The organism is Kitasatospora sp. NPDC001540 (assembly GCF_042894345.1).
GTDB lineage: Bacteria > Actinomycetota > Actinomycetes > Streptomycetales > Streptomycetaceae > Kitasatospora > Kitasatospora phosalacinea_C.
Genome location: NZ_JBIAVO010000017.1, coordinates 1 through 11,961 on the forward strand (window position 1 = coordinate 1; position 11,961 = coordinate 11,961).

At 73.2% G+C, this 11,961-nt stretch carries 12 protein-coding genes and 1 tRNA gene; 9 read left to right on the top strand and 4 right to left on the bottom strand.

Annotated features, from left to right (window positions below; genetic code table 11):
* The first annotated feature begins 214 nt into the window (after positions 1–214).
* Both ACFY00_RS20565 and ACFY00_RS20570 read left to right on the top strand, forming a co-directional pair.
* Positions 215–1,057, top strand: coding sequence for a LuxR C-terminal-related transcriptional regulator (locus ACFY00_RS20565; RefSeq protein WP_388032940.1), 843 nt, complete (start codon positions 215–217; stop codon positions 1,055–1,057).
* Between the two features lie 57 nt (positions 1,058–1,114).
* Positions 1,115–2,656 (top strand): polysaccharide biosynthesis protein, encoded by a 1,542-nt coding sequence (locus ACFY00_RS20570; RefSeq protein ID WP_388032941.1) that lies wholly within the window; start codon positions 1,115–1,117, stop codon positions 2,654–2,656.
* Between the two features lie 235 nt (positions 2,657–2,891).
* Here the strand turns inward: ACFY00_RS20570 and ACFY00_RS20575 are convergent, their stop codons facing one another.
* The gene (locus tag ACFY00_RS20575; RefSeq protein ID WP_388032942.1) at positions 2,892–3,386 is read right to left on the bottom strand and encodes a MarR family winged helix-turn-helix transcriptional regulator; all 495 of its coding nucleotides are present in this window, start codon (positions 3,384–3,386) and stop codon (positions 2,892–2,894) included.
* A 118-nt stretch (positions 3,387–3,504) separates the two neighbouring features.
* Here ACFY00_RS20575 and ACFY00_RS20580 point away from each other — a divergent pair, with 118 nt between their 5' ends.
* Positions 3,505–4,302 carry a methyltransferase domain-containing protein gene (locus ACFY00_RS20580; protein ID WP_388032943.1) on the top strand — a complete coding sequence of 266 codons (798 nt, stop codon included), beginning with the start codon at positions 3,505–3,507 and terminating at the stop codon, positions 4,300–4,302.
* Between the two features lie 15 nt (positions 4,303–4,317).
* On the opposite strand, the gene ACFY00_RS20585 is transcribed toward ACFY00_RS20580, so the two are convergent.
* From ACFY00_RS20585 to ACFY00_RS20595, 3 genes are read right to left on the bottom strand one after another with little or no spacing between them, the layout of a single operon-like run.
* The gene (locus ACFY00_RS20585; protein ID WP_388032944.1) at positions 4,318–5,169 is read right to left on the bottom strand and encodes a DMT family transporter; all 852 of its coding nucleotides are present in this window, start codon (positions 5,167–5,169) and stop codon (positions 4,318–4,320) included.
* 57 nt (positions 5,170–5,226) lie between these two features.
* Positions 5,227–5,940 carry a TetR family transcriptional regulator gene (locus ACFY00_RS20590; RefSeq protein ID WP_388032945.1) on the bottom strand — a complete coding sequence of 238 codons (714 nt, stop codon included), beginning with the start codon at positions 5,938–5,940 and terminating at the stop codon, positions 5,227–5,229.
* Positions 5,937–6,920 (bottom strand): acyl-CoA desaturase, encoded by a 984-nt coding sequence (locus ACFY00_RS20595; protein WP_388032946.1) that lies wholly within the window; start codon positions 6,918–6,920, stop codon positions 5,937–5,939. Before ACFY00_RS20595 ends, ACFY00_RS20590 begins: the two co-directional genes overlap by 4 nt.
* Positions 6,921–7,146: 226 nt before the next feature.
* Between ACFY00_RS20595 and ACFY00_RS20600 the strand changes: the two genes are divergently transcribed.
* The 6 genes from ACFY00_RS20600 (at position 7,147) to ACFY00_RS20625 (ending at position 11,896) form a co-directional block, all read left to right on the top strand.
* Positions 7,147–7,217: transfer RNA gene (locus ACFY00_RS20600), tRNA-Gln, on the top strand.
* 123 nt (positions 7,218–7,340) lie between these two features.
* Positions 7,341–8,786 (top strand): bifunctional UDP-N-acetylglucosamine diphosphorylase/glucosamine-1-phosphate N-acetyltransferase GlmU, encoded by a 1,446-nt coding sequence (gene glmU / locus ACFY00_RS20605; protein WP_388032947.1) that lies wholly within the window; start codon positions 7,341–7,343, stop codon positions 8,784–8,786.
* Between the two features lie 156 nt (positions 8,787–8,942).
* Entirely contained in the window at positions 8,943–9,923 is a 981-nt protein-coding gene (locus ACFY00_RS20610) for a ribose-phosphate diphosphokinase (protein WP_388032948.1), read from the top strand.
* A gap of 247 nt (positions 9,924–10,170) precedes the next feature.
* Positions 10,171–10,788 (top strand): 50S ribosomal protein L25/general stress protein Ctc, encoded by a 618-nt coding sequence (locus ACFY00_RS20615; RefSeq protein WP_388032949.1) that lies wholly within the window; start codon positions 10,171–10,173, stop codon positions 10,786–10,788.
* Positions 10,789–10,896: 108 nt separating this feature from the next.
* Positions 10,897–11,472 (top strand): aminoacyl-tRNA hydrolase, encoded by a 576-nt coding sequence (gene pth, locus ACFY00_RS20620; protein ID WP_388032950.1) that lies wholly within the window; start codon positions 10,897–10,899, stop codon positions 11,470–11,472.
* Positions 11,473–11,671: 199 nt separating this feature from the next.
* Positions 11,672–11,896 carry a hypothetical protein gene (locus tag ACFY00_RS20625; RefSeq protein ID WP_388032951.1) on the top strand — a complete coding sequence of 75 codons (225 nt, stop codon included), beginning with the start codon at positions 11,672–11,674 and terminating at the stop codon, positions 11,894–11,896.
* Positions 11,897–11,961 lie beyond the last annotated feature (65 nt).

Consider the following 11,961-nt stretch of genomic DNA (forward strand, 5'->3'; position numbering starts at 1 on the left):
CCCAAGCGCCCCGAACTCGACCGGATCGTCGCCGACGCCTGGGAGTTCACCCTCGCCCACCGCGCCTGACCAGCACCCCACCCCGACCCGACCCCCACCGTCGAAGACCCTGTGTACAGGAACTTCACCAAACCCCCACGCCGTGCGGGCAGGCGCCCGTAGGCTGAGTGAGGGACCGGTGGGGGTCGGCCCACGAGCAGGGGGGCAAGGACGAATGGGGCGTACACGCGTCCTGGTGGTCGACGGCCACCGGATCTTCGCCGAGGCGCTCGCCACGGCGCTGGCCGCCGAACCCGACGTGGACGTCGGGGCGGCGGGCAGCGCGGCGGCGGCCGAACGGGCACTGGAGCGCGCGGCGGGCGAGCACCGCCCGTACGACGTGGTGCTGGTCGACGTCGACCTGGGCGTCGTGCCGGTGCCGCCGCCCCGCGGCCCGGCCGCCGTGCCGGTGCCCCGGCGGGCCCCGCAGCCCCCCGGCGGGCAGCCGCCGCTGACCGACGGGATCGCCCTGGTGGCCCGGATCCGGCGGGCCCACCCGCAGGTGCGGGCCGTCCTGCTGGCCGCCGCGGACGACCCGCAGCGGGCCGCCCGCGCCCTGCAGGCCGGGGCCAACGGCTGGGTGGCGCGCGAGAGTTCGCTCGGCGCGCTGATGGCGGTGGTGCGCGGCGTCCGGCGCGACGAGACGCACCTGCCGCCCGCGCTGCTCACCGGTGTGGTCCGCGAACTGACCTCGGCCCGCCGGGACCGCTCGGAGAGCGAGCGGCTGGTGGCCGCGCTCACCCCCCGCGAGGAGGAGGTGCTGCGCTGCATGGTGGCCGGTCTCGGCCGGCAGGCCGTCGCGGAGCGGCTGTTCCTCTCCCCGCACACCGTCCGCACCCACATGCAGAACGTCCTGGGCAAGCTGGGGGTGCACTCCACGCTGGCGGCGGTCGCGGTCGCCCGCCGGGCCGGGGTCGCCCCCCTGGAACCGCCCGGGCCGCCCGCCGCGCCCGCCCCGGCCACCGCCCCCGTCCCTCCGCCGACCGTCGCCTCTGCCGCAGGCCCCGGCCCGGGCTGAACGAGCCCGCGCCCTTCCGCACGTTCCACTCCGTGAGTCAGGTAGACCGGAGGTCAGATGTCGCCGCACCCCACTGCCGCACGCCCGTACCGGGCCCGCATCCCGCTGCCCGCCCAGCGGGCCGGTTCGCCCGGCCTGCGCACCCTGGTCGTCGGGGGCGGCGCCGCCGGGACCGCGCTGGTCCGCGACCTGGACCGGACCCCGGACTTCGGCCTCCATCCGGTCGGCGTCCTGGACGACGATCCGGCCAAGGCCGGGCTGGACGTCTCCGGCAGCCCCGTCCTCGGCCCGCTCGCCGACCTCACCGACCTGGCCCTCACCCACGCCGCCCAGGTGGTGGTCCTCGCCATCCCCGGCCTCCCGCACCAGCGGGTGCGCGAGCTCGCCACCGCCGCGGCCGCGGCCGGTGCGTCCGTCCGTTACCTGCCGTCCTTCCTGTCCGCGCTGCGCCGCGAGGTGGTCGGCTCCGACATGCGCACCCTGGACGTCAACCGGCTGATCGGCCGGCACGAGGTCCACGTGGTCTCCCCGGACGTCCGCACCGTCATCGAGGGCCGCCGGGTCCTGGTCACCGGCGCCGGTGGTTCGATCGGCAGCGAACTGTGCCGGCAGGTCCAGGCGTTCGGGCCCGCCGCGCTCTACATGCTCGACCACGACGAGTCCAACCTGCACCGGCTGCAGCTCGACATCTGGGGCGAGGCGCTGCTCACCGACGAGTCCCTGGTGATCGCCGACATCCGGGACCGCCCCCGGATCCAGCAGATCTTCCGCGACCTGCGCCCCGACGTGGTCTTCCACGCCGCCGCGCACAAGCACCTCCCGCTGCTGGAGCGCCACCCCAGCGAGGCGGTGAAGTCCAACGTGCTGGGCACCGACCACCTGGTCGAGGCGGCGCTGGCCACCGGCGTCGAACGCTTCGTGCTGATCTCCACCGACAAGGCCGCCGACCCGACCTCGGTGCTGGGCGCGAGCAAGCGGCTGGCCGAGCTGATCGTCCAGGCCAACGCCCGCGACGCCCGCAACCTGGGCACCGGCGTCTTCACCGCCGTCCGCTTCGGCAACGTCCTCGGCTCGCGCGGCTCGCTGCTGTCGGTGCTGGAGGAGCAGTTGCGCAGCGGCGGCCCGGTGACGGTCACCCACCCCGACGTCACCCGCTTCTTCATGACCATCGAGGAGGCCGTCGGCCTGGTCCTGGAGGCCGGACGGATGGCCGAGGGCGGCGAGGTGTTCGTCCTCGACATGGGCGAGCCGGTCCGGATCGTCGACCTGGTCCACAACTTCGCCGAACAGGTGCAGCTGGGCGCGGACGAGGTGGAGATCCGCTACACCGGCCTGCGGGCCGGGGAGAAGCTCAACGAGGCGCTGTTCTCCGACAGCGAGGAGCGCCTCCCCACCGCCCACCCCCGGATCTTCGCCACCGTCGCCGACCACGCCACCGTCCCCGAGGACCTGGCCGGCGGCCTCACCGGCCTCTACGGCGCGGCCACCGTCAACTCCGACCCCGAGGTCCGCGACCGCCTGGCGGCGCTGCTCCCCGGCTACCAGACCGCCCACGCCAGGACCCCGGCCCTCGCGACCCCGTACCCGGACGGTTTCTAGGGGAGTCCCGTCAGGGGCTCGGGAGGAACGGCGGGATGCGTATTCAGGGGCTCGGGGAACGGCGAGTCCGAGCTGCTGCTGGCCGGAGCCCACCGGAGGTCCGTGCTGCTTCGGGCCGCGGTGACAGAACCCGAAGCCGACGCGCGCTCCGGCAGTGCACCGTGAGCAGACCCGTGCCCGCCGTTCCCCGGGCCCCTGATGGGGCCCTCGTGACGGGGCCCTCGTGCGGGGCCTCTCAGCTGCTGCGGTCGAAGGGGGCCACCAGGTTGCGGAGCAGGGCGGCGAGTTCGGTCTGCTGGGCGGGGGCGAGCTGGGCGAGGATCTCGCGTTCGTGGGCGAGGAGGCCGGCCAGGGCCTGGTCGGCCTTGTCGCGGCCGGCGTCGGTGAGGCGGACCAGGACGCCGCGGCGGTCGTCGGGGTCGGGGAGGCGCACGACCAGGCCCTTGGCGGTGAGGCGGTCGATCCGGTTGGTCATGGTGCCGGAGGTGACCAGGGTCTGGGTGAGGAGCTGGCCGGGGGAGAGCTGGTAGGGGGAGCCGGCCCGGCGCAGGGCGGTGAGGACGTCGAACTCCCAGGGTTCGAGGCCGTGCTCGGCGAAGGCGGTGCGGCGGGCGCGGTCGAGGTGGCGGGCGAGCCGACTCACCCGACTGAGGACCTCAAGCGGTTCCACGTCGAGGTCGGGGCGCTCTCGGCGCCATGCTGCGACCAGCCGGTCGACCTCGTCCTCCATGTCGATCAGTGTATCGGGGGGTGTGTCGATGTGAAGTCTCTTGACATCAAGAGATAACAAAGGGAGTCTCGTCGTTACAGAGATATCTTGATGTCGAGATACTTTCGGGAGCCGCACCATGCCCGCCCACTGGGACGCCGACCAGTACCTCCGCTACGCCGACCTGCGGAACCGCCCCTTCGAGGACCTGCTCGCCCGCGTCCCGGAGCTGCCGCCCGCCCCCACCGTGCTCGACCTCGGCTGCGGCCCGGGCAACTCCACCGCCGCGCTGCGCCGCCGCTGGCCGGACGCCCGGCTGCTCGGCCTGGACTCCTCGCCCGAGCTGCTGGCGAAGGCCCGCGGCGCCGACGGCGAACCCACCGCCGTGTACCGGCAGCAGGACGTCACGCAGTACGACCCGGCGCCCGAGCGGCCCGACCTGATCGCCTCCAACGCCGCCCTGCACTGGATGGACACCGACACCGCCGACCACCTGGACCTGTTGCCGCGCTGGGCGGCCGCACTGCGCCCCGGCGGGGTGATCGCCTTCCAGCTGCCCGGCAACTTCGCCGCCCCCAGCCACACCCTGCTCGCCGAACTGCGCCGCGCCCCGCACTGGCGCGAGCGGCTGGGCACCGTCCGCCCGGACGCCTCCTGCCACCAACCGGAGCGCTACGCACGGACGTTGATGGCGGCGGGCTGCACCGCGGACGTCTGGGAGAGCACGTACACGATGGTGCTGCCGGGCCCCGACCCGGTGCTGGAGTGGGTCAAGGGCTCCACCCTGCGCCCGGTGCTGGACCGGCTGCCCGAGGAGCGGGAGCGCGCCGAGTTCCTGGCCGAGTACGGGGCGCTGCTGCGCGCGGCGTACCCGGCCACCGAGCACGGCACGCTGTTCCCGTTCCGCCGGGTCTTCGCGGTGGCGGTCAAGCGGTGAGGCGCTGACGGCGCGTCACTTGGCGCCGGGCAGCGCCGGGTGGCGCCCCAGCACCACCACGCCGACCACGATCGCGGCCAGCCCGGCGCTCTGCCAGGCCAGCGCCCCCGGGGTGAGGCGCAGCCGGTCGCCGAGGAAGCCGACCGCGCAGGCGATCCCGGCCAGCGGCTGGGCCGCGGTGAGGGCGGGCAGCGACATCCGCAGCGGCGCGGCCTCGAACGCGGACTGCACCAGCAGCAGGCCGATCACGCCCAGCCCGACCACGGTGTACGGCGGCCAGGAGACCAGCGCGGCCGCCGCCCCGTCTCGGTCGATCCGGTCGAAGGTGGTGCGGGTGAGCGCGTCCTGCAGGCCGTAGAGCAGCCCGGCGGCCAGCGCCAGCAGGGTGGCCTCCTCGAACAGCGGCAGGCGGCGGGCCACCGTGACCAGCAGCAGGGCCAGGCCGGAGACGATCCCGAAGACCAGCCAGTAGCGCAGCGGTCCGGCCGCCGGGCCGCCGCCCCGAGGCTGTCCGGCGGCGATGAACGCGGTGACGCCGAGGGCGATCAGGGCGACGCCGATCCAGCCGGCGCGGCCCAGCCGGGTGCCGGTGATCCGGCGGGCCAGCAGCATCGCCCAGACCAGGTTGGTGGCCAGCAGCGGTTCGACCAGGGCGACTTCGCCCTGGCTGAGGGCCAGCGCGGAGAGCGCCTGGCCGCCGATCATGAAGGCGATGCCGAGCAGCCAGTCGGGCATCCGCATCAGGTCGAGCAGCAGCCGCCAGCGCAGCAGGTCGCCGCTGGGCGCGCGCTGGGCGGCGTGCTGCTGCAGGACGAATCCGGCGCCCAGGCAGCAGGCGGCGCCGAGGGACAGCAGGAAGACCGCCACGGGTGCTCCTGTCGCGGGGGCGGCCCGGGCCTCGGTGCGGGGCCGGGCCGGTCGGTGTCAGTTCTTGCGCTCGCCGACCAGCTTGGGGTGCCGCTCCAGGCCCTCCAGGCCGTGCCAGGCGAGGTTGACCAGGTGGGCGGCGACCTCCGCCTTGGCGGGCTTGCGGACCTCCAGCCACCACTGGCCGGTCAGCGCCACCATGCCGACCAGCATCTGCGAGTACATCGGCGCCAGCCTGGCGTCGAAGCCCCGGGACTTGAACTCCAGCCCGAGGATGTCCTCGACCTGGGTGGCGATGTCGCCGATCAGCGAGGCGAACGAGCCGGTGGACTGGGCCACCGGCGAGTCCCGGACGAGGATCTTGAAGCCGTCGGTGGAGGTGTCGATGTAGTCCATCAGCGCGAACGCGGCCTGCTCCAGCAGCTCGCGGGAGTGCCCGCCGGTGAGGGCGCCGGTGACCATGTCGAGCAGCAGCTGCATCTCGCGGTCGACCACCACCGCGTACAGGCCCTCCTTGCCGCCGAAGTGCTCGTACACGACGGGCTTGGAGACCCCGGCGCGCTCGGCGATCTCCTCGACCGAGGTGCCGTCGTAGCCGCGTTCGGCGAAGACCGTCCGGCCGATCTCCAGCAGCTGCTCGCGGCGCTGCTTGCCGGTCATCCGCACCCGGCCGCTGCCCTTGCCCCCGCCGCGGCGCGGGGGCTGCCGATGGCCGGCGCTGTCTCCGTTGGTCCCGTTCACCCCTCCATCATGCTGTAGGCGCCGGGTCATGCGGCGCGGCGGGCGGCGATCCGCTCCGCGCCGGGCCAGCGGACGTCGTGCGCCCAGCCCGCCCGCTCGAACCAGCGGATGACCCGGGCGGAGGAGTCGACCTGCCCGCGGAGCACGCCGTGCCGGGCCGAGGTGGGGTCGGCGTGGTGCAGGTTGTGCCAGGACTCGCCGCAGGACAGCACGGCCAGCCACCAGACGTTGCCGGAGCGGTCGCGGGACTTGAAGGGCCGCGAACCCACCGCGTGGCAGATCGAGTTGATCGACCAGGTGACGTGGTGCAGCAGCGCGACCCGGACCAGCGAGCCCCAGAAGAAGGCGCTCAGCGCGCCCTGCCAGCTCCAGGTGGCCAGGCCGCCGACCAGCGGGGGCAGGCCGAGCGAGATCAGCGTCCACAGCCAGAACAGCCGGGAGACGCGCCTTATGGCCGGGTCGCGGACCAGGTCGGGCGCGTAGGTGAGCTGCGGGGTCTGCTCCTCGTCGAACATCCAGCCCATGTGCGCCCACCACAGGCCCTTGAGCAGGGCGGGCAGGCTCTCGCCGTAGCGCCACGGCGAGTGCGGGTCGCCGTCCTTGTCGGAGTAGCGGTGGTGCTTGCGGTGGTCGGCGACCCAGCGCACCAGCGGGCCCTCGACGGCCAGCGAGCCGAGCACCGCCAGGCCCACGCGCAGCGGGCGGTTGGCCTTGAACGCGCCGTGGGTGAAGTAGCGGTGGTAGCCGACGGTGATGCCGTGGCAGGTGAGGAAGTACATGCCGACGGCGAGCCCGGCGTCCAGCCAGGACAGGCCCCGGCCCCAGGCCAGCGGGACGGCGGCGAGCAGGGCCAGGAACGGCACGGCGATGAACAGGGCCAGGGTGGTGCGCTCCAGCGCGCCCTGCTTCTCGCCGCCCCTGGTGGCGGACAGTCCGGTGGCGCTGCGCTCGGCGGTGGTGGGTTCGTCCTCGGCGGCGCGCGGCGGCGCCTGCCCGGTCTGGATGGTCATGGCGCTCCCTTGGGTGAGGGGGAGGAGCTGGTACCTACGTTTCCGTAACTTACGGCATCGTAGGTAACGCCGCCGGGCAAGCGGAAGAGGCCCGCACGGGTGTGTCGCACTGTTCGCCCGCCGGTCGGCGCGCCGTTCGCGCGGCGTCGTTCGTGTGCCTTCGCGGAAGGTGGTGGAGCTACGGGCCGTCAACCCGTAGGCTGTGCTGGGCGCGCGACGCGCCCTTTCCGCCGTGGTGTAATGGCAGCACAGGGCCCTTTGGAGGCCTTTGTCTGGGTTCGAATCCTAGCGGCGGAGCCCTTCGCGGAGCCCCGGCCTGCCGGTTTCGGGCCGCCCCGACCGTTTCGGACGGTTTCCGTTCCTTTTCTCTCGGTATCCTCGGTGCGCCCTCCATCCGCATCGACCGAGGAGTCTCCCCGCGTGAGTGCCAACCAGCCCGCCGCCGTGATCGTGCTCGCCGCCGGGGGCGGCACCCGGATGAAGTCCAGGGCCCTGCCGAAGGTGCTGCACGAGATCTGCGGGCGCTCCCTGGTGGGCCACGCGGTCAGCGCGGCCCAGGAGTTGACGCCCGCTCAGCTGGTCGTGGTGGTCGGCCACCTGCGCGAGCTGGTCCAGGCGCACCTGGCCGAGCACTACCCGGCCGCCCGCCCGGTCGTGCAGAGCGAGCAGAACGGCACCGGCCACGCCGTGCGCACCGCGCTGCGGGCGCTGGCCGCCGACGGCGTGGAGCTGGACGGCACCGTGCTGGTCACCACCGGCGACGCCCCGCTGCTCACCGGCGCCACCCTGGCCGCGCTGGCCGCCGCCCACGCCGAGCAGGGCAACGGCGTCACCGTGCTGACCGCCCGGGTCCCCGACCCGACCGGCTACGGCCGGATCCTGCGCGGCCCGGACGGCGCGGTCGCCGCGATCGTCGAGCACAAGGACGCCACCGCCGAGCAGTTGGCCGTGGACGAGATCAACTCCGGGGTGTTCGCCTTCGACGCCAAGCTGCTGGCGCTGGCCCTGTCGCTGGTCGGCACCGACAACGTGCAGGGTGAGGAGTACCTGACCGACACCCTGGAGATCCTGCGCCGCGAGGGCCACCGGGTCGGCGCGGTGGTGGCCGCCGACCACCGGGAGATCGTCGGCATCAACGACCGGGTGCAGCTGGCCGAGGCCCGCCGGCTGCTCAACGACCGGCTGCTGGAGGACGCGATGCGGGCCGGGGTCACCGTGGTCGACCCGGCCTCCACCTGGTTCGACGTGCAGGTGACCTACGAGCCGGACGCGCTGGTCCACCCGAACACCCAGCTGCGCGGCGCCAGCCACCTCGGCGAGGGCTGCGAGGTCGGCCCGAACACCACGCTGACCGCCACCGCGGTCGGCGCGGGCGCCCGTGTGAGCAACACCACGGCCGAGCGCGCCGAGATCGGCCCGGAGGCCAGCGTCGGCCCGTACGCGTACCTGCGGCCCGGCACGACGCTGGCCCGGGGGGCGAAGGCCGGCACCTACGTCGAGATCAAGAACTCGGAGCTCGGCGAGGGGGCGAAGGTCCCGCACCTGTCGTACATCGGGGACGCGACGATCGGCGAGGGCACCAACGTCGGTGCGGCGTCCGTCACAGTCAACTACGACGGGGTGAACAAGCACCGCACGGTCATCGGGGCCCACTGCCGCACGGGTTCCGACAACATGTTCATCGCCCCGGTGACGGTGGGCGACGGCGCCTACACGGCCGCCGGATCGGTGATCACCAACGACGTCCCGGCCGGTTCGCTGGGCGTCGCGCGGGCCCAGCAGCGCAACATCGCGGGCTGGGTTGAGCGGAAGCGGCCGGGTTCGGCCTCCGCCCGCGCGGCCGCCGAGGCGGGTGGGGCGCAGTAGTCCGGAGGGGGCGGCCGGGGATCTTGAGGAGTGGTCCCCGGCCACCGGTCCGGCAGCGGGGCGCGTAACCTGAAGTACATACGTGCGCCATCGGGCCTGTTCGGCCGTGCCTCGGCGTACTCACCCAGAGTGGCAATACATCGAGGAGACGGTGCAGTGAGCGGGATCACGACCTCCGGTGAGAAGAAGCTCAAACTCTTTTCCGGCCGTGCCCACCCCGAACTTGCCGAGGAGGTCGCCCGCGAGCTGGGCACCGAACTCGTCCCGACCAAGGCCCTGGACTTCGCCAACGGCGAGATCTACGTCCGGTTCCTGGACTCCGCCCGCGGCGCGGACTGCTTCGTGATCCAGAGCCACACGGCTCCGATCAACCAGTGGATCATGGAGCAGCTGATCATGATCGACGCGCTCAAGCGCGCGTCGGCCCGCAGCATCACCGCGATCCTCCCGTTCTACGGCTACGCCCGGCAGGACAAGAAGCACCTCGGTCGCGAGCCCATCTCGGCCCGCCTGATCGCCGACCTGCTGCGCCAGGCCGGGGCCGACCGGCTGATGGCCGTGGACCTGCACACCGCGCAGATCCAGGGCTTCTTCGACGGCCCGGTGGACCACCTGTTCGCGCTGCCGATGCTGGCCGACTACATCGGCGCCCGCGTCCCGGACCGCTCCAAGCTGACCGTCGTCTCCCCGGACGCGGGCCGGGTGAAGGTCGCCGACCAGTGGTGCGACCGCCTCGGCGCCCCGCTGGCGATCATCCACAAGCGCCGCGACATGTCGCAGGCCAACACCATCATGTCCGCCGAGGTGGTCGGTGACGTCAGGGACCGGGTCTGCGTCCTGGTCGACGACATGATCGACACCGCGGGCACCATCTGCGCCGCCGCCGACGCGCTGTTCGACGCCGGGGCCTCCGACGTCCTGGTCGCCGCCACCCACGGCGTGCTCTCCGGGCCCGCCGCGGACCGGCTGAAGAACTCCCGGGTCAGCGAGTTCGTCTTCACCAACACCCTGCCGACCCCGGCCCAGCTCCAGCTGGACAAGATCACCACGCTGTCGATCGCCCCGTCGATCGCCGCCGCGGTGCGCGAGGTGTTCGAGGACGGCTCGGTCACCAGCCTCTTCGAGGGCGTGCACTGACCCCGTCCCACCCCTCGATCGGCCCCCGGCTCCGTCACGGAGCCGGGGGCCGATTTCACGTCCGCGCCACCCCCCGGTTAGTCTTGGGAGACTGCTCGGCGAGGGATGCCCATTCGGTGCTCCGTGATCGACGCGCGAGAACGATGCGCCTTGATCGAACCGCCGAGCGTCCCCCATTACGTACATGAGGGTGTGGCCCGGCGGTTCTGTCGTTCCTGCACCCCTTCGCTTCACGAGGAGTGCAGTCGTGTCCGAGATCCGCCTTGCCGCCGAAGCCCGCACCGAGTTCGGCAAGGGTGCCGCCCGCCGCGCCCGCCGCGCCGGCTTCGTCCCCGGTGTCGTGTACGGCCACGGCCACACCCCGGTGCACCTGAACCTGCCCGGCCACGACCTGATGATGGCCCTCAAGACCCCGAACGCCCTGCTGGTCGTCCCGATCGAGGGCAAGGACGAGTACGTGCTGCCGAAGGCCGTGCAGCGCGAGGCCATCAAGCGCTCCATCGAGCACGTCGACCTGCTGCTGGTCAAGCGCGGCGAGAAGGTCACCGTCGAGATCCCGGTCCACACCGAGGGCGAGCTGGCCCCCGGCGGCAACCTGATCGAGAACGTGCTGAACGCCCTCCCGGTCGAGGCCGAGGCCACCCACCTGCCCGAGTCGGTCACCGTCTCGATCGAGGGCCTGGAGGCCGGCGCCTCCATCACCGCCGGCGACATCACCCTGCCCTCCGGCACGACCCTGGCCGTCGAGGCCGACGCCGTCGTGCTGCAGGTCATCGGCGCCCAGGCCCCCGAGGCCAGTGAGACCGAGGAGGCCGCTGCTGAGGGTGCCGCCGAGGCCGCCGCCGACGAGGCCGTCGAGGCCTGATCGCGCCCCTTCGCTGCCCCGGCCGTCCCGCCCCGCGCGCGGACGGCCGGGGCAGCGGCGTGTCCGGGATGATGTGACGGTACGGAGAACACCCGCGTGAGGAGCGGCATGAGCGAGTACGACGGCCCCTGGCTGGTGGTGGGCCTCGGCAACCCGGGCAAGGAGTACGCCCGCAACCGGCACAACATCGGCTTCATGGTGGTCGAGCTGCTGGCCCAGCGCATCGGCGCCAGGTTCAAGGCCCACAAGAGCCGCGCCCAGGTCGCCGAGGGGCGGCTGGCGGGCAAGCGGGTCGTGCTCGCCGAGCCGATGAGCTTCATGAACCTCTCGGGCGGCCCGGTCACCGCGCTGCGCGACTTCTACAAGGTCCCGACCTCGGCGATCGTCGCCGTCCACGACGAACTCGACCTCGACTACGCGGCGTTGCGGCTGAAGGCCGGCGGCGGGGACAACGGCCACAACGGCCTCAAGTCGATCACCAAGTCGCTCGGCCCCGACTACCACCGGGTCCGCTGCGGCATCGGCCGCCCGCCCGGCCGGATGGAGGTCGCCGACTTCGTGCTCAAGGACTTCTCCTCCACCGAGCGCAAGGACCTGGACTGGTTCGTCGACCGGGCCGCCGACGCCGTCGAGGCGCTGCTCTCGGACGGCCTGGAACGGGCCCAGCAGAACTACAACTCCTGAACCCCCGCCTCCACTTGGCACCTGGTGCCGCGGCGGCACCGGATTCGACCACCCTCCGTACACAACGTTCATGCAACGCTTGCCCGGTGGAAGCTGACCTGGGGTCAGAAACGCCGACGGATCCGATAGCGTCAGGACCGGTACAGCAAGGATTGAAGTGCCGTCTATGGGGGTATGGACCGTGATCCGGTCGAAGCGCGTGGGCAAGGTCGTCGGAGGCACCGTCCTGTGCCTGGCCGCCGGGGGTTGGACCGCCGGGGTCGCCGCGGCCGCCGAAGCCAGCCCCGCCCCGGAGCCCGCCGCGGCCCGGCTCGCCCCGCCCACCGGCTCCGTCGGCTCGGCCGGCGTGTACGCGGTGGGCGGCGGCCTGGTGGTGGTGGCGGGCGGGGCGGCCGCCTGGCTGCGCAAGCGCAGGAAGGCCTGAACGGCCGGTAGGAGCGACGGCGGCGGCCCGCCCCCTCGTCCGAGCGAGGGGGCGGGCCGCCGTGC